The organism is Patescibacteria group bacterium (genome assembly GCA_028715115.1).
Classification (GTDB): domain Bacteria; phylum Patescibacteriota; class Patescibacteriia; order UBA2591; family UBA4787; genus JAQUSN01.
This window is the reverse complement of the sequence record JAQUSN010000002.1, coordinates 34898-51450: the sequence shown is the minus strand read 5'-3', so window position 1 is coordinate 51450 and position 16553 is coordinate 34898. Positions and strand designations below refer to the sequence as shown.

Here is a 16553-nt window from a genome sequence, read left to right as displayed (position 1 = left end):
TTTCAGTCATGTCGTATCCTAAAAATCTTCAAGATCTGATTAATGAGTTTGCCCAATTCCCGTCTATTGGGCCTAAAACCGCCGAACGGTTTATTTTTTATTTATTAAAAAAATCGCCAGCCCAACTGGAAAAACTCTCAACGAGCATTAAAGAATTAAAAAAAATATCGCTTTGCCCGCTTTGCAATAATTTCGCGGAAAAAAACATTTGCCCTCTTTGCGGCAACCAAAATCGCGATCACTCGATCATTTGCGTAGTCGCCGATCCGCAGGATTTAATGGCCTTGGAAAAAACTCAAGATTTTAAGGGCGTCTATCATATCTTGGGCGGTTTAATCAGTACTACACAAAATACCAGCCCGGAGAACCTGCGCGTCAACCAATTATTACAGCGCATCGCCAAATCGGCCGTTAAAGTCAAAGAAATAATTCTAGCCCTTAATCCTGATCTGGAAGGCGAAACCACTTCTCTTTACTTAATTAACTTGCTAAAACCATTAAAAATAAAAATCAGCCGTCTTGCTAGAGGTTTACCGATTGGCAGCGATTTGGAATACGCCGATGAAATAACTTTATCTAACGCTATAAAAAGGCGCGAGGTTATCGAATAAATTTAAATAAAAATAAAAAAATAGGCCTCTCGCCTATTCTTAATTTTAAAAATTTTTAAATCATTCTGTCCCGACCGACAATAATTTTTAAACATTTTGGCACAACCTCAACAATAACCGGTAATTTCAGAACTCTATCGCCATCAACCCTAACCATTACCTCTTTGTCGTTCGACGATGAAATTTTTATTTTTTTGGCAAAAAACAAGCTATCTTTTTCTTCTATTTTTTTAAAAAATAAAAACTTGGCTTTATCTGGTTGATCTAAAACAATTTCTAAAAACTTATCTCGAGCATTGCTGGCCAGTCTATCAATAACAATATCTGGCTCGCTAAGACGAAAGTTAACCCAACCTAAGTTGACTATTTTAACCGCTTTAATCCTTTGTGGCTTAATTTCGTACGAATCGTCGCACCAAATATTCACCTTAGAAGTATTAATGTCTATGGCATTAAAAAAATATTGACCATTGATTTTCCCTAGGTCAATCTGCTCTAAACGTCGACCGGAAATAATATCACAAGCAGCTTCGCTGACCGGAATATCTAAAATTTGCCCCAGTTTTGACTCGCCTACCGGGATAAAACCAAGAGACACATCGGTTCCAGCTAGGGCCGTTGCCGATTCAGCAAATAGTTTATCACCGCCAATCGCCACCACCGTATCAATTTCTGCCTTAAGATTATCCTTAATGACCTCACGAGCGTTTTTTAAAATAGTTAAACGAATTGTCCGACCATTAATTCCCAAGTCGGTCAGCCTGGTTTCAATGCGATCAATCAGCCGGCGATATTTCTGGTCAACTAAAAATGAGTCGTATAAATACAAATACATTTCCCTTTTAATTAAAAATTAAAAATGGGAACAAAGAGAAATAAATAATTATTTCCCTTCTTCAGTTGCCTTCTCGGGAACTTGTCGACCAATGGAACAGCGGCCGTTGAAAATAGCGCCAGCCTCGATTGATAAGATTTGGCATTCTAAATCACCTTTAATCTTGGCGGTCTTGGTAAGGCCAACCTGATTTTGAACCTTCACGTTACCTTTTATTTCTCCGGCTAAATTGGCGTTCTTTGCCGTCATGTCGCCATCTATAAAAGCGCCCTCTTCCAAAAATAAAGCGCTTTGCGTATCTAATGTTCCGGTGAGCCTACCCTTTAAAACTACATCGCCGATGGCGTCAAATTTACCTTCGACTTTTACCCCGGCACCAATAACGGTCTGGGTATCTGCTGAATTAAGCTTGCGATCTTTATCCATAGCTTTTGATAAAATTACGAGTTAAAATTAAAATTTATAGCATTATTATAGAAAATTAGAGCCCACTTGTCAAATCTTTGGAAGTGGACAAAAATTGACAAAATGCCAGTGGGTGCTATAATATTTTTAAACTAATTATTAAAAATTTAAAAGAAATTTTTATGAACGGAAACAATCAACCAGTACAAAAAAATAATCTTGATTACGTCCGCCGAGATTTAAGAAAATTAATTTTGGTGCTTTTGGCTATTGTTGTTTTTTTGATCGTCATTAAAATTGTTGACGATAAAACCGGATTTTTAATGAAGCTTGCGCAAATAATAGCTATTAAAAAATAAACGACGACCACTTTATCATCAGCAATCATTTACTAATATAGATTCATAATACAGCTTTAGGCGGAGCTTTCTAAAAACTCTGTTTTGTTTTTAAAAATTGCCATAGCCACCCAGAATAATTTAAACGAATTAGCCCTCATAGTTCAACGGATAGAACGAGAGACTCCTAAGCTCTAGATGGAGGTTCAATTCCTCCTGGGGGCATAGATACTATAAAAATAAATCCGTCCTACCGCGCCCGCCAAAGCTGCGGCTTGGCGCTGCGGGCGGGAGGATAAGGTCAAGATTCGAGGCTCCTCGTCAGGGCATGATAAAAAATTGAGGGGCCTATAGTACAGCGGTAGTACGCGGCATTCGCATTGCCGAGACGGCGGTTCGATTCCGCCTAGGTCCACCAAATTTAAAACCGAGCACTATGCTCGGTTTTAAATTAAAAAATCTTTTAAAATAATTTAACTAACCCTTTTTATTTCAGCTCCTAATTTTAGCAACCGTTCCTCTATTTTTTCATAACCGCGGTCAATTATTTCGGCCTGATTAATTGTGCTCTGACCGTTAGCTATTAAACTAGCGATAATTAAAGTGGCACCAGCACGCAAATCTAAAGTCTTAATGTCCTGTCCATAAAGCGGTGTCGGTCCGGTAATAATAACTCTGTGCGGGTCAGCAATAATAGCATTAGCGCCCATTTTTATCAACTCATTAACATAACCCATTCTACCTTCGAATAATGGATCTTGAATCAAGGTTGTCCCCTGGCCTTGGGTAGCTAAAACGCCAAATGGCGACTGTAGGTCTGTAGGGAACCCGGGATAAGGCAGGGCCTGTAATTTAAAAGCCTTTAAATCGTTCGCAGGAAAAACATTAAGATAGTCTGGTCCAACCTCAAAGCCAGCGCCGATTTGTTTTAACTTTAACAAAATAATTTCTAAATGTTCCGGGTTGATATTTTTTATCTTCATTTCTCCGCGCGTGGCCACAGCCATGGCGGCGAATGTTCCCGCTTCTATTTGATCGGGAATAATCGTATGCTCAGTGCCTTTCAATTCTTTAACGCCATCAATTACTAAAGTATGAGTACCGATACCGGAAATTTTTGCGCCCATTTTTTGTAAAAAATTACACAAATCCTGGACATGCGGTTCGGCCGCCGCTAATTTAATAATCGTGCGACCCTCGGCCAACGTGGCGGCCATTAACAGATTTTCTGTTGCCGTAACTGAAAATTCTGGTAGAATAATTACTGCGCCCTTAAGATGCTTAGCACTTAAACCATAAAAACGATCTTTTTTCGCGATTTGCGCCCCAAGGTGTTCTAAGGCATACAAGTGAGTATCAAGCGGCCGGTTACCAATAATACATCCGCCCGGCTCGGGCAATTCCACTTGACCAAATCGCGCCAACAGCGGCCCCATAAAAAGAACCGAAGAGCGAATATGGCGAACGGATTTTTCATCTAATTGTTGGGGGTTAATTTGCGAATTATCTATTTTAAAGGCATGTTCGCCAATAGCCTCTATTCGTGAACCTAGACTTTTTAAAATATCAATCACCACTCTCACGTCGGAGATGTTGGGAATATTTTTTAAGATACAAGTTTGTTTGGTTAAAAGCGTGGCGGCTAAAATCGGCGTTGCGGCATTTTTCATGCCCATCACCTCTATTTCACCCTTAAGATGTTGACCGCCATTAATAATAAATTGAGCCATATGAGTTTTCGTTACAGATTATTAATAATTATACCACTAGTTATAATTTTTGTCATCAGCGGACCAGCCCTGATTCTTTACGGCGAAGGCTATCGTTATGATTGGCAAAATAAACGCTTAAGTAAAACCGGTAATTTTTATGTCGACTCTACGCCTCGCGATGCTACGATTTTAATCAACGATCAATCTCCGGTTGAGCCCTGGTATCAAAAAATATTTATCCACAAGAAAATGCTTGGACTAGCAAAGGTCAGCGGCACTACACCGACAGCCGTCTCTAACCTTATTCCTAATAAGTATAACTTGGTTGTACAAAAAGATGGCTATCGTTTATGGCAAAAAAGTCTCGAGATTTTACCAGAACAAACGACTAATACCGGAAGAATATATTTGTTCTTGCAAGATATTTCTCCGGAATTAGTTTTAGCTGAAAAAATATCATATTTACTGCCAACCGATAATGGAAAACAGATTTTTTATTCTATATATGATGCCGGCGCCAAAATTTCTGAAATAAAAATCATCAGACCAGAACAGCCTAAGCCCGCGGCTGAATTAATTACAAAAATAAAAGGAAAGGTTTCGTCTCTAGAAAAAAATAACAATTATTTGGCGGTTAAATCTGATACCGGTCTTTATTTAATTAATCTTGATGACGCCACTAAAACTATTTTAATCAATAATTTAGTTTCATCGCCACAAAAGATATCGCTCTTTAATAATATTTTTTATGTTCAATCAAACAAAAAAATATACGCCCTTGATCCGAATACACAAAAAGTAAATTTATTTTTCGATTTGGCAAACATATCGCCCACTAGGTCGCAGCTTAAAGATTGGTTTATTGGTAAAGATGCGATATTTTTAATTAAAAAAATAGATGGTGACATTTATCTCGATAAAATAAATTTAGCAATTTCTGCCGAAAAATATACCAAACAATCAATTGTCTACAGCTTATCTCTGCCTAATTATTTATTTGCGATTAACCCCCAACAACTAAATGACGATTTGATGATTTTAACTGCTAATCAAGAATTTTTCATTATAGATCCATCGCAAAAAACAAATTATATTATTGCCAGGAATCCAGCAAAAAAAATTATTGTCCAGCCAGAAGCTAAAAATATTCTAGCTTATAATGATTTTGAAATTTCTCTTTACGCCATTAATAAAAAAAATGATCTGTGGCAAATAAAAAATGACTTAATTAATCGCAGTAGTAATCAAGTCAATCAAGTTCTTTGGCGAACTGGCAATAATTACATTCTGAACGCCGATAAAAACAACAATTTGATGGCTATAGAATTGGACGGCCGAGATTCTCGAAATATATACAACCTATTCCGTTTTGATAACCTACAAACCATCTGGAACAACGCTAATCCAAACTTGGTTTATGTTTTGGGAAAAATTGGCGAACAATCAGGAATTTGGCGATTAAAATTGCAATAATTTCAATGTCCTTAATTTTTGTTTTTACCGGCCAAAAAATTAGCAGCTCGCAATAATGAATCAAACGTTCCAGCATCTGACCAAAATCCTTTTACAATCTCATAAGTCAAAGAATTGTTTCTGATATAAAAATTATTAACGTCGGTTATCTCTAACTCTCCCCTTCCGGAGGGTTTTAATTTTTTAATTAAATCCCAAACTTGGCTGTCATACATGTATAAACCAGTAACCGCGTAATTTGATTTTGGATTTTTGGGTTTTTCTTCGATATCAGTAATCTTGTCGCCTTTTATATCAGCTACACCAAATCTTTCTGGGTCGCTTACTTCTTTTAAAAAAACCTTGCCACCCCTGACTTGATTTATAAATTTTTTAACATACGGCGCTATATCGTCTTCGAATATATTATCGCCCAAAATAACCACCACTCCGTCTCCCTTAGCAAAATTTTCAGCTAGGCCTAAGGCTTCGGCAATCCCGCCAGCGCCCTCTTGATATGCATAACGGATTTCTTTTAAACCAAACTCCTTACCGTTTTCTAAAAGCTTTAAAAAATCGCCGGGATTATTACCACCCGTGACAATCATTACTTCTTTAATGCCGGCCTTGGTCAAGGTTTCAAGCGGATGATAGATCATCGGTTTATCATAAACCGGCAAACAATGTTTATTGGTAATTCGGGTACATGGCAACATCCTGGTGCCATTGCCTCCGGCCAAAATAATTCCCTTCATAAGATAGTATTTTTAATTTTTAAATAGTCTTTTAGGGCTTCCTCCCATTTTCTTAATTTGAAGCATTTGGTGTTGAGTAAAATCGAATATTTTGGTCGCTTGGCTGGGCGCGGATATTCTTTACTTGAGCAAGGAATGATCTTTGTTTTTTCTTCGGCGATTTGGACTATTTTTTTGGCAAAATCGCACCAGCTGGCAAATCCATCATTGATTAAATGATAAATACCGAAAGGGTGTTTTTCTATGATTAACCTCTCGACTGCCTTTGCTAAGTCTAAACTATAAGTCGGGCAGCCAAATTGATCATTAACCACCTTAATTTCGTCTTTTTCTTTAGCTAACCTTAAAATAGTATCAACAAAATTTTTATGCTGATGAGAATGACTAAACGGACCGAAGAGCCAAGCACTTCTAACTAAATAATATTTTAATCCTTTGTTGGCCCATTTTTTAATGGCAACTTCTCCAAGCAATTTGGAACGGCCATAAGCATTAACCGGCTGATGATCAAAATATTTTTCTAAATAACCGGTTTTTTGCCGCCCAGAAAATACGTAATCGGTACTAAAATGAACTAAAATGATATTAAGCTTGGAACATATTTCGGCAAGATAATCAACAGCAATACCATTAATTAATTTTGCCATGTTTAACTCTTTTTCGGCGCAATCAACGTCAGTATAGCCAGCGGCATTCAAGACTAAGTCTGGTTTTAAGCGGCTTATTTCTTCGAATATTTTATTCCGCTGGATCAAATTAATATTTTCAATATCGTAGCCAATCGGCCGATAATTTTTAAACACGGCCATTAGGTCGTGACCTAAAAGCCCCTTGGCTCCAAGGATTAAAATTTTCATAAATTAACGATTTTTTGTCTGCCAATTAAAATTAATTTGTGGATCATCAAAAGATATTCTTTCTTCGTCCGGCTGCTGAGGATTATATACTTCGCTGGTATGATAAAATAAGCAAGCCGGTTTATTGCCCAAAACTCGGTAACCATGCGCCACTCCTGGCGGAATAATTAATAGGGCTAAATTTTTCTCGCCCAAGTAAAAAACATCTATTTGCCCTTTAGTCGAAGAATCTTGACGTAAATCATATAAAACAACCTGGGCTAAGCCTCCCGCTACAAACCAGTAGTCCCGTTGTTTTTTGTGCCAATGAAAAGCCTTGATAACTCCGGGCAAAGTTTCCGTATAAGTAGTCTGCTTGATCTGGTTGGGGCTAATCTCTGAATCTTTAAAAACTTCACACAAAAAACCCCGATCATCGAAATTGGCGTTAATTTTTTTTAATTGAACTCCTTGAATCATATAAATTACTTAAAACTCCAAAATTTATTAAATATAAATCTTAAAATCCAGACGATAGCGGCCGCGATAGCCTTTCCTAAAAGATCGAAAAAATGGAATTGTTTAATTGAAAAAACAAAAATCCACTGATAAACGACTATGCCTAAAATAACTACTACCCAAAATTTTATATATTGCGCAAGTAGATTCGGTTGATTGCTATGAAAGGTCCACTTCTTATTCCAAACGAAATTAACAGTCGAAGCCAAGGAAATCGCCAAAAAATTAGCCCAACCTGCACGTTGAGCCCAAAAGGGAGAAAGTCTGGTTAAAATTATATAGACTAAAAAGTCTATAATCGCGCAAACTCCGCCAGCGATAGAAAATTTAATAAACTGCTTTGTCCATGGATATTTTTCGAACCAAAAATTATTCCTTACCCTGCTAACCGCCGAGTTGTATAAATTTTTAAACATCATTTTCCTTTAATGGTCGCCAAAAATATGCCGCCCAAAAACTTTTTGTCATAAGCAAAAAATCCGCCTTGACTGACGCCTAAATAATCAAATAATCTTACGTGTGGCTGAGATCCCTTGCCTACGCCAGTGATTATTTCTGAAACATTGTCCTCGTTTAAATCATTAACCGCCAAAGTTACGCCGTAAAAATTGTTCGCGTCATAAGCTAAAAACTGAGTTTGTAAAAAACCGAAGTAATCAAAAACCCTAATATAAGGACTGGCCTTGGAGGCAATGCTCGTGACTATTTCCGCTCGACCATCACCATTAACATCTCCCACGGCCACATTAACTCCACCGGTAAACTTTTGCAAAAAGGCATACCACTGGACTTTAAGTTGTCCGGTGGGGCTAAAAATTTTTATTTGCGGCGAACCGCCGGAACCCAAGGCGGTAACGATTTCGCTTTCTCCATCACCATCGACATCGCCGCAGCCAACCCTTACTTCTCCTCGGAAAATCCTGGGGCTATAAGCTAAAAATTTTAATTGTAATCGGCCCTGACCATTGAAGATATAAATATACGGATCGGCACGACCGTTCGGACTAGCGATTATTTCAAAAAGCTGATCGCCATCTAAATCACAACTTGCCAAATTTAATCCTTTATTATAATTTTTAATCGCCAAAAAACTGCCCTTTATGTTACCGTTAATGTCGAATATTTTTACTTGGGCCGAACCCAAAGTGGCAGGCACAGTTATAATTTCTTCTTGATTATCGCCATCAACGTCACCAGTAGCTATCTTCACGCCACCGCGAAATTTGGAATCATAAGCCATAAATCCGCTAACAGGCAAGCCATTGGATTTCATAACGCGAACATGGGGCCCGCCACCCGGGCCAGCGGCTGTCACAATATATCTAGTTTGCGGCGCTTCGGCTAATTGCGAATACTCGTAATCAACGGCGCGGTAAAGATTTAATCGTCCGCGACCCAAGCCGTTTCCATAATCGGGATTAATATAAGAAATATCATCTGCTTGCGTTAAAATAATATCCCTGACTTGCTGATTGGTTAACAAGGGATTAAGTGATTTAATTAAAGCCGCCGCACCAGAAACCAGCGGAGTGGCCACTGAAGTCCCAGACCAATAACCACCAAAACGATCTTTATAATCTGGCAAATTAGGATTATAAGCCAAAGTACTAAAAATTCTACTGCCCGGCGCCATGATGTCAACGCAATTCGAACCATAATTGGAAAAACTAGCCTTACGATCAAACTGATCAGTAGCTCCCACGCCGATAATGTAATTATCTGTATCGTTGGCGTCTAAACAAACCGGATATGAGGGAACATTGTTTAGATTTTCAGTTTGGCCCGTTGCTTCGTTTCCAGCGGCCGCGACAATAAACACCCCCTCTCTCCAGGCTTGTTTAAGTGCCTGAGCTAAAAAATCACTTGGGCTCGTCCCGACAAAACTTAGATTAATTATCTTAGCTCCACTATTCTTAGCATAATTAACCGCGGCAATAACCGCATCAATAGAGCCAACTCCTTGACCGTTTAAAACTCTTAAAGGCATAATTTTAGATTTCCAGGTTATACCGGCAACTCCTTGCCCGTTATCACCCATAGCCGCCGCAGTTCCGGCCACAATAGTTCCATGATTAATCGCACCAGCGGTAAAAATGTCTTCAAACTTAGGTCGCGGATCGGAGGTGTTTTTTACGAAATCCCAGCCATAATAATCATCCACGTAACCATTTTTATCATCATCAATCCCGTTACCGGGTATTTCTTTTTTATTAACCCAAATATTATCTTTTAAGTCAGGGTTATCAATATCTACTCCTGTATCTAAAACGGCAATAGTCACATCTTCAAATCCACCGCGAACAATATCCCAAGCTTGCGGCGCTTGAATTTTGTTTAAATACCACTCTTCGGAAAAATAGGTATCACTGGGAATATAAGCCGAAATAAAATAATAATTTAATTCAACTGCTTCAACATCGGACATTTGGGCAACTGATTTTTGCTGCGCCAAAATATCAACAGCGCCGGAATAATGAACTTTATAAATAGTATCTTGTTTCTTTAATTTAATTAGTAATTCGTCAGGGGCATAATTTAGAGACGGGGCCTGGGCTTTTAAATTAAAATTGGAAAAATTAAAACTAGCCGCGATTATACTAAGGCCAAAAACAATGAATTTTATTTTTGATAATTTATTTTTCATTATTTTAAATATACTTTTTTATTTTGATTGTGCTCTTCCAGTGTTTTACTAAAAATAGTTTTACCATTATCCGCTGCCAAAAAAAACCAATAATCATTGGATAGTGGATAAACAGCCGCTTTAATTGAAGACAGGCCTGGATTGTCGATCGGCCCGGGCGGCAAACCCCGATTTAAATAAGTATTATAGGGAGACTTGGTTTGCGTATCGGCAATGGATAATCTTTTTTTGGTTTCGCCTAAAACATAATTAACGCTAGCGCAAGATTGCAGGGCTATTTTGTTTTCTAACCGGCGCCAGAAAACGTCGGCGATTAACCTTCTTTCTACGTCATCCGATGCTTCTTTCTCAACCAAACTGGCCATGGTGATTGTCTGAAATAACGTACGATGGTTTTTATTAATCGCGGTAATTATGTCGGGAGTAATTTTTTGATCAAAATTAGCCAACATTTTATCAATTATATCGTCGGCTGTTGTCTCTTTATAAAAACGATAAGTGTCGGGAAATAAGAATCCTTCTAAATTAATTGATTTCGGAACGTCATCTAACCAAGAATACCTGGTTCTAAATTTATCCTGATCGTTAGCCAAAGCTGCCAGGAAGTCTTTCTGAGAAACTAAGTTTAGTTTTTCTAAATAAGCGGCAATTTCTTTATTGCTCCATCCTTCAATAATTGTAGCACTCACTTCGTCTGGTCCCTGTCTGGCCGTTAGGGTTTTAATTACCTTGATTACGTCCATATCCGGACTTAAATAATATTTTCCTGGCCAGAAAGAATTTTTAGCATTCATTAAAAACACGAGCGTTTTAAATAAGGTATCATTTTTTATCAAACCAGCATTTTTTAATTGCGCAGCGATTTCTTTTACGCCCTGTCCATTTTCTAAAACAAAAGCTTGCGGCTCCAGGTTTTTTGCTTTGGGCGCCATGGCCTGCCAATTAAAATATAAAAAAACAGCTAAAACAGCAAAAATAAGATAACCAATAATTATAGCCTTAACGGGCATATCTTAAAATTCAAATTATCTGAAATTATTAAATCTTAGCCTTAAAGGTCTGTCTTTGTCGAAATTCCTCTTTCTTGCCTTTGTTCCATTGTTGAACAGGCCTTAAATAGCCAACCACGCGAGAATAAACTTCACAACGCGTGCGGGATAAATTTTCGGTTGATTTTTCGGATTTATTCATATTTGTTAAATAAATATTAATTATTAATTAGCCCTTTACTTTTTATAGCCAATTTCTTCGTCACAAATCGGACAAAATTCATGCTCACCGCTTAAATAACCGTGCTTAGGACAAATACTAAAGGTGGGGGTAAAGGTAATATAAGGTAGTTTAAAATTTTCGAAAATTCTCTTAACCAATTTTTTACAAGTTTTTCCGTCCGGCAATCGTTCTCCTAACCAGATATGGAAGACAGTTCCACCCGTATATTTTGTTTGCAAATCATCTTGTAGTTTCAGTGAAGTAAAAATATCATTGCTGAAATTAACCGGCAATTGAGTTGAGTTGGTATAATAAGGAACTTTCTCGCCCGAAGTAATAATATCCGGATAGGCTAATTTATCTTTTTCAGCCAAACGATACGAAGTGCTTTCTGCCGGCGTGCTTTCCAGATTATAGATATTGCTGGTTTCTTCTTGATACTGAAGTAATTTATCTCTCATGAAATCCATCACTTTAATGGCAAACGCCTTGCCTTCTTTGGTGGTGATATCTTTTTTGATTTTAACAAAATTTAGCAAGGCCTCATTCATCCCAACAATACCAATGGTAGCAAAATGATTAGCCCAATAACTACCGCGGACCTTTTTAATGCTGGATAAATAAAACTTTGAATAAGGATATAAACCTTTTTCTATTAAATCTTCCAATCCTTTTCTTTTTATTTCCAAACTTTCTTTAGCTAAATCCATTAAATGACTTAAACGAGCAAAAAATTCTTTTTCATTTTTAGATAAATACCCGATACGCGGCAAATTTAATGTTACCACCCCCATGCTGCCGGTTAAAGGATTGGCGCCGAATAAACCACCGCCTCTTTTATATAACTCTCGCTTATCAAGTCTTAATCGGCAACACATACTACGCACATCTTCTGGCTTCATATCTGACTGAATAAAGTTGCTGAAATAATTAATGCCATATTTGGCTGTCGCCTCCCACATCGTATCGAGCGCCGGATCTTCCCAATTAAAGTCCTTACCAATACTAATGGTCGGGATGGGAAAAGTAAAAACCCTTTTCTTGGCATCCCCTTCGGTCATACATTCAAAAAGCGCCTTATTTAACATATTCATTTCTTCCTGAAATTCACCATAGGTCTCTTTCTGTGGTTTTCCGCCAATAATTACTGGCGTATTAGCCAGATTTGATGGCGATTTAATGTCTAAACTGATATTAGTAAACGGAGTCTGAAAACCTACTCGAGTCGGCACTGAACAATTAAACAGAAACTCTTGCACGGCCTGTTTAATACCCTTATAATCCAAATTATCAAAACGAATGAACGGCGCGAGTAAAGTATCAAATGAAGAAACAGCTTGCGCACCAGCTGATTCTCCTTGTAGTGTATAAAATAAATTTACTAAATGTCCTAAGGCTGTTCTTAAATGTTTAGCCGGCTTAGTTTCAATTTTGCCGACAACTCCGCCAAAACCACGAACCAAAAAATCATATAAATCCCAACCCATACAATACGGTCCGAGACAATCCAGGTTGTGGATGTGAAAATCGCCACCCTTAGCCGCTTCGCGAATTTCTTTTGGATAAAATTTATTCAACCAATATTGTTTGATGACCGAAGTCGTTACATAATGATTTAGTCCCTGTAGCGAATAAGCCATGTTGGCATTTTCGTGAACCTCCCAATCTAATTCTTCTAAATATTGATCGACTGAAGAGACGGTCTCTTGCGTGGCTAGATTGCTTTCGCGAATTTTTCTGCGCTGTTCACGATAGAGAATATAAGCGCGAGCTATTTCGACTAAATCAGATAAGATTAAAACTTCTTCGACAATATCTTGGATGTCTTCGACGCTGGGGATGGTCTTCTTAAAGCGCCTATTTAGAATTTCTACCACTTGTTTAGATAATTTTTTTGATAATTTTCCGTCTTCGCCCTCGACAGCGGTCACGGCACGATAAATTGCATTGGTAATTTTACTTTGATCGAAAGCAACGAGTTGTCCGTCTCTTTTTTTAATGTTGGCGATTTTGGTTTTGGCTGTTTTGGGCATAAGAATTTCTTTAGGGCCGATTAATTCTAAAAAATCAATCAGCGTTAATTAATTATAATAAATGGATTTTTAGTTTAGAACTATTTTTCAATTCTGGCAAGTCCTAAATAAAGGACATGTGGATTGTTCGGGTCAACCAGAAGTACGGTCGGAGTCCTTTTGCTGGGTAAGGGCTTGGTTTGCCACTTTGCTCCTCCGTCTGAAGACCGATATAGGGTGTTGTTAGTGGTATAATAGATTTCATTGGGGTTCTTGGGGTTGAAACCAAAGGCCGAAATAGTGGCCTTGCCCGGTTGAGACAATAATTTATAATCGGTCCAGCTCTGGCCGCCATCATTTGAGCGCAAAAGACCATAAGTACTTGAAATAACCAATGAATCCGGCCTAGTCGCGTCCGCAACCATTAAACTAACGTCTCGACCGCCTCTAAAACTCTTAAGATTTTGGTCTAGATTTTGCCAGCTATTTCCGGCATCGGTCGATCGCCATAAGCCACCGCCATTTGTGTTCACATAAATAACCCCTGTACTATTGGGGCTAAACATAATCTGGGCAATTTTGTTTTTAAAGTCATAAAAGGTTGACCAATTGTTACCTCCATCGCTACTTTTAATGATTCGGCCATCAGAAAGGCCAGCTAAAACTTTATTTACATCACCGCCATCAACCGCCAAGGCCATTACCTGAATATTCGGCAATGCTTCTAAATAAACGTTTTGCCAAGAACGGCAAGAACAGTCACTTTTATATATCTTATTGCCAATAGCCAAATAAACTGTTTCGCCAGTTTGTAGGTTAAAAGCAATACTATTTATAATTCCCTTTGGGACTTTGGTTAGCTCCTGCCAAGATTCAGCCGCATCAAGAGTTGTAAATAATCTACCGTCGCTAGATACGGCATAAAGCAAATTGGCATCTGATGGATCAAAAACTAATTTAGCCACATTGATGGTGGCAATGCTCTTGGGCTGACCCACACTTAGAACTGCGACCTTCTGTTCCCATCTGGTGCCGTTGTCAAAAGATTTATAAACACCGCCATCATTAGAAACAACTTGCACCTTACTACAACCAGCTCCCATTAAAAGCAAAGACGAAATTAATCCGAGAAAAATAATTTTGTTTTTCATAGAGTTTATAAATTAATAAAAAAATTCTCCAAAGCTAGTTTCTTATTTATATTGAATCTAAATAATTTTTCTGTTCGCTCAAGAGATTTAATTGCGGCGTAAATTTTTTCTTCCGACCACTTCCCTATCAGTCGTTCAATAGAAATTTTTATCTCTGAATTAATGATGGGTAAATTATTTTTAAACAAAAGCATGTCTCTTAAAATAATTTGCCAGGCAAAAAACGGAACATCTTCTATTTGCGACACAAAATTTATTTTTTCGTGCAATGTTCCATTAATAATTTTTATAAAAAATTTTATTTGTTGCTGATATTCTTTTGATTTTTCTTTTTGCTCCAACCAATCAACGATTAATCCTGGACGACCGAAGGACAATTGACTCAGTATCTCCGCTTCCCCGGCCTTAACTTTTAGTTTATTGACCAAAAATTTTTTAATTTCTTCCAGTGGAACCGGATTAAATTTTATCAATTGACAGCGCGAAGTAATGGTCGGCAAAATTCTTTTTAGATTATTTACTAATAAAATGATTATCGTTTTGCTCGGCGTCTCTTCCAGGATTTTTAAAAAAGAGTTGGCAGCCGCCTCACTCAACTCCTCGGCATTATTGATTATAACAATTTTATGGCCATTTGAAAAGGGGCTTAAATTTAGGTTTATCCTCAGATCCCTGACTTGATCAATGCTGATATTCCTTTTATTTTCAAGCTTTTCTATCCAAAAAACGTCTGGATGTGATTTTTGCCTAATTTGTTCTTGAATTAAATTTTTATCACGACCGATTGAATTTTTAGTTAAAATTTCCGAAATAAAATTTAAGGCCACCAGACCTTTTCCGACATTTTGTGAGCCATAAAACAAATAAGCATGAGCCAATCGATTATTGGCAATGCTTTTTTGTAAAAATTCTACAATTTTTTTATGACCGGCAATCGGCCAATTAACCTGGACCATAAATTACAAATTTTTTAAAACGCTAAGGGTTTCTTGGGCACATTTAGCCCAAGAAAAATTATTAACCCGCGCTAGCCCCCTGGCAATCATTTGTTCTCGAATCTCTGAATTATAAACTATCTTCCTAATCGTCCCTACCATATCGTCGATTTCTTGCGGATTAAAATATTCTAATGCTTCGCCGCCAACTTCGTGAATGGAGGCGACCTTAGAAGCAACTACCGGACAACCACAGGCCATGGCTTCTAAAATCGGCAAACCAAATCCTTCATAAAAACTTGGAAACACAAAACAAACAGCTCCAGAATATAAATAAGGCGTTTCGTCTTGACCAATATATGGCAAATAAATAATTTTATTTTTCAATTTATTTAACAACTCCCTTACTTCTTCAAAGCCATAACCTTCGGGCCCGACTAAAACCAAATTTAAATTATTGTCAGCTCGGGAAATCTCTTGCCAGGCTTTTAATAGGCCAAGTGTATTTTTCTTTTTTTCTAAGCGGCCGATGTATAAAAGATATGGTTTTTTAATCTTATATTTTATCAATACGGATTCTGCTTTTTCTTGGTCGCTTATTAATCGAAAGGTCTCGGGCTGATAGGCCAAATAAATTTTTTCTATTTTATTTTCTTCTGCTTTATAAAGATTAATCAGCTCTTGGCGGGTAAATTCTGAAGGCACGATTATTTTATTGGCTCGCTTAACAGCCCACTTATAAACAAATTTTAGATAATTTTTCTGGCAAAAACTATAAGCCTTAGGAAATCTTTCAAATCCCAAATCATGCAAGGTGATAACGGTCTTAGCTCGGCAAAAAATAGGCAAAGCATGTGAAGGCACAAATAGCACGTCTGGCGGATTAAACATCATTTCCCACGACAATCTGATTTGCGTCCAAAAATATTTTAAGGGCCATTTTAATATTTTAGCATACCAGTGTCCCGGTAAATTACTTAACTCTCCTTTTAGTTCGCCTGACCCATATAAGACAAAAGTATCCCCTGCTTTAACGGGGATTTTCTTTAGTTCCTGAATCAGGTAAAAAGAATACCATTCTACTCCAGTTTTGTGGGCGCGATTAGCCCTTGAAGCATCAATGCCGATGAGCATGC

17 protein-coding genes and 2 tRNA genes are annotated in these 16553 nt (G+C 37.7%); 5 read left to right on the top strand and 14 right to left on the bottom strand.

From position 1 onward, the window contains the following. Positions 1–8: 8 nt before the first annotated feature. On the top strand, positions 9–611 hold the full coding sequence (gene recR, locus PHV78_02835; GenBank protein MDD5396157.1) for a recombination mediator RecR: 603 nt from the start codon (positions 9–11) through the stop codon (positions 609–611). A gap of 55 nt (positions 612–666) precedes the next feature. Here the strand turns inward: recR and PHV78_02830 are convergent, their stop codons facing one another. Then, on the bottom strand, positions 667–1446 hold the full coding sequence (locus PHV78_02830) for a diacylglycerol kinase family protein (protein ID MDD5396156.1): 780 nt from the start codon (positions 1444–1446) through the stop codon (positions 667–669). Between the two features lie 48 nt (positions 1447–1494). Next, entirely contained in the window at positions 1495–1872 is a 378-nt protein-coding gene (locus PHV78_02825) for a polymer-forming cytoskeletal protein (protein ID MDD5396155.1), read from the bottom strand. Between the two features lie 161 nt (positions 1873–2033). On the opposite strand from PHV78_02825, the gene PHV78_02820 reads away from it, so the two are divergent. The 3 genes from PHV78_02820 (at position 2034) to PHV78_02810 (ending at position 2607) form a co-directional block, all read left to right on the top strand. Next, on the top strand, positions 2034–2210 hold the full coding sequence (locus tag PHV78_02820) for a hypothetical protein (protein ID MDD5396154.1): 177 nt from the start codon (positions 2034–2036) through the stop codon (positions 2208–2210). Positions 2211–2342: 132 nt separating this feature from the next. Then, a tRNA-Arg gene (locus PHV78_02815) sits at positions 2343–2414 on the top strand. Positions 2415–2533: 119 nt separating this feature from the next. Beyond that, positions 2534–2607: transfer RNA gene (locus PHV78_02810), tRNA-Ala, on the top strand. 55 nt (positions 2608–2662) lie between these two features. On the opposite strand, the gene murA is transcribed toward PHV78_02810, so the two are convergent. After that, positions 2663–3919: a UDP-N-acetylglucosamine 1-carboxyvinyltransferase gene (gene murA / locus PHV78_02805; GenBank protein ID MDD5396153.1), complete on the bottom strand. Its 1257-nt coding sequence runs from the start codon at positions 3917–3919 to the stop codon at positions 2663–2665. Here murA and PHV78_02800 point away from each other — a divergent pair, their 5' ends adjacent. Next, positions 3920–5374: a hypothetical protein gene (locus tag PHV78_02800; GenBank protein MDD5396152.1), complete on the top strand. Its 1455-nt coding sequence runs from the start codon at positions 3920–3922 to the stop codon at positions 5372–5374. A gap of 11 nt (positions 5375–5385) precedes the next feature. On the opposite strand, the gene PHV78_02795 is transcribed toward PHV78_02800, so the two are convergent. From PHV78_02795 to PHV78_02745, 11 genes are all read right to left on the bottom strand, one after another. Next, complete coding sequence (locus PHV78_02795) at positions 5386–6108, bottom strand: sugar phosphate nucleotidyltransferase (GenBank protein ID MDD5396151.1); 723 nt, start codon at positions 6106–6108, stop codon at positions 5386–5388. Further along, positions 6105–6965 (bottom strand): dTDP-4-dehydrorhamnose reductase, encoded by an 861-nt coding sequence (gene rfbD / locus PHV78_02790; protein ID MDD5396150.1) that lies wholly within the window; start codon positions 6963–6965, stop codon positions 6105–6107. Before rfbD ends, PHV78_02795 begins: the two co-directional genes overlap by 4 nt. Positions 6966–6968: 3 nt before the next feature. Then, positions 6969–7424 carry a dTDP-4-dehydrorhamnose 3,5-epimerase family protein gene (locus tag PHV78_02785; GenBank protein ID MDD5396149.1) on the bottom strand — a complete coding sequence of 152 codons (456 nt, stop codon included), beginning with the start codon at positions 7422–7424 and terminating at the stop codon, positions 6969–6971. 5 nt (positions 7425–7429) lie between these two features. Next, positions 7430–7882 carry a GtrA family protein gene (locus PHV78_02780; protein MDD5396148.1) on the bottom strand — a complete coding sequence of 151 codons (453 nt, stop codon included), beginning with the start codon at positions 7880–7882 and terminating at the stop codon, positions 7430–7432. Beyond that, entirely contained in the window at positions 7879–10107 is a 2229-nt protein-coding gene (locus PHV78_02775) for a S8 family serine peptidase (protein MDD5396147.1), read from the bottom strand. Before PHV78_02775 ends, PHV78_02780 begins: the two co-directional genes overlap by 4 nt. After that, on the bottom strand, positions 10107–11117 hold the full coding sequence (mltG, locus tag PHV78_02770) for an endolytic transglycosylase MltG (GenBank protein ID MDD5396146.1): 1011 nt from the start codon (positions 11115–11117) through the stop codon (positions 10107–10109). The genes PHV78_02775 and mltG overlap by 1 nt, the downstream gene beginning before the upstream one ends. A 28-nt stretch (positions 11118–11145) precedes the next feature. Further along, positions 11146–11298 carry an anaerobic ribonucleoside-triphosphate reductase gene (locus PHV78_02765; GenBank protein ID MDD5396145.1) on the bottom strand — a complete coding sequence of 51 codons (153 nt, stop codon included), beginning with the start codon at positions 11296–11298 and terminating at the stop codon, positions 11146–11148. Between the two features lie 35 nt (positions 11299–11333). Then, a complete protein-coding gene (locus tag PHV78_02760; GenBank protein MDD5396144.1) occupies positions 11334–13352 on the bottom strand; it encodes a ribonucleoside triphosphate reductase in 2019 nt (672 codons plus the stop codon). Positions 13353–13432: 80 nt separating this feature from the next. Then, positions 13433–14482 carry a YCF48-related protein gene (locus PHV78_02755; GenBank protein MDD5396143.1) on the bottom strand — a complete coding sequence of 350 codons (1050 nt, stop codon included), beginning with the start codon at positions 14480–14482 and terminating at the stop codon, positions 13433–13435. A gap of 5 nt (positions 14483–14487) precedes the next feature. Further along, positions 14488–15438: a hypothetical protein gene (locus PHV78_02750; protein MDD5396142.1), complete on the bottom strand. Its 951-nt coding sequence runs from the start codon at positions 15436–15438 to the stop codon at positions 14488–14490. A 3-nt stretch (positions 15439–15441) separates the two neighbouring features. Beyond that, the gene (locus PHV78_02745) at positions 15442–16551 is read right to left on the bottom strand and encodes a glycosyltransferase family 1 protein (protein MDD5396141.1); all 1110 of its coding nucleotides are present in this window, start codon (positions 16549–16551) and stop codon (positions 15442–15444) included. Between the last annotated feature and the right edge of the window lie 2 nt (positions 16552–16553).

What these genes read in the sequence shown, in the direction of transcription:
- recR (MDD5396157.1), top strand. Translation starts at nt 9, where the DNA reads ATGTCGTATCCTAAAAATCTTCAAGATCTGATTAATGAGTTTGCCCAA.
- PHV78_02830 (MDD5396156.1), bottom strand. Translation starts at nt 1,446, where the DNA reads ATGTATTTGTATTTATACGACTCATTTTTAGTTGACCAGAAATATCGC.
- PHV78_02825 (MDD5396155.1), bottom strand. Translation starts at nt 1,872, where the DNA reads ATGGATAAAGATCGCAAGCTTAATTCAGCAGATACCCAGACCGTTATT.
- PHV78_02820 (MDD5396154.1), top strand. Translation starts at nt 2,034, where the DNA reads ATGAACGGAAACAATCAACCAGTACAAAAAAATAATCTTGATTACGTC.
- murA (MDD5396153.1), bottom strand. Translation starts at nt 3,919, where the DNA reads ATGGCTCAATTTATTATTAATGGCGGTCAACATCTTAAGGGTGAAATA.
- PHV78_02800 (MDD5396152.1), top strand. Translation starts at nt 3,920, where the DNA reads ATGAGTTTTCGTTACAGATTATTAATAATTATACCACTAGTTATAATT.
- PHV78_02795 (MDD5396151.1), bottom strand. Translation starts at nt 6,108, where the DNA reads ATGAAGGGAATTATTTTGGCCGGAGGCAATGGCACCAGGATGTTGCCA.
- rfbD (MDD5396150.1), bottom strand. Translation starts at nt 6,965, where the DNA reads ATGAAAATTTTAATCCTTGGAGCCAAGGGGCTTTTAGGTCACGACCTA.
- PHV78_02785 (MDD5396149.1), bottom strand. Translation starts at nt 7,424, where the DNA reads ATGATTCAAGGAGTTCAATTAAAAAAAATTAACGCCAATTTCGATGAT.
- PHV78_02780 (MDD5396148.1), bottom strand. Translation starts at nt 7,882, where the DNA reads ATGATGTTTAAAAATTTATACAACTCGGCGGTTAGCAGGGTAAGGAAT.
- PHV78_02775 (MDD5396147.1), bottom strand. Translation starts at nt 10,107, where the DNA reads ATGAAAAATAAATTATCAAAAATAAAATTCATTGTTTTTGGCCTTAGT.
- mltG (MDD5396146.1), bottom strand. Translation starts at nt 11,117, where the DNA reads ATGCCCGTTAAGGCTATAATTATTGGTTATCTTATTTTTGCTGTTTTA.
- PHV78_02765 (MDD5396145.1), bottom strand. Translation starts at nt 11,298, where the DNA reads ATGAATAAATCCGAAAAATCAACCGAAAATTTATCCCGCACGCGTTGT.
- PHV78_02760 (MDD5396144.1), bottom strand. Translation starts at nt 13,352, where the DNA reads ATGCCCAAAACAGCCAAAACCAAAATCGCCAACATTAAAAAAAGAGAC.
- PHV78_02755 (MDD5396143.1), bottom strand. Translation starts at nt 14,482, where the DNA reads ATGAAAAACAAAATTATTTTTCTCGGATTAATTTCGTCTTTGCTTTTA.
- PHV78_02750 (MDD5396142.1), bottom strand. Translation starts at nt 15,438, where the DNA reads ATGGTCCAGGTTAATTGGCCGATTGCCGGTCATAAAAAAATTGTAGAA.
- PHV78_02745 (MDD5396141.1), bottom strand. Translation starts at nt 16,551, where the DNA reads ATGCTCATCGGCATTGATGCTTCAAGGGCTAATCGCGCCCACAAAACT.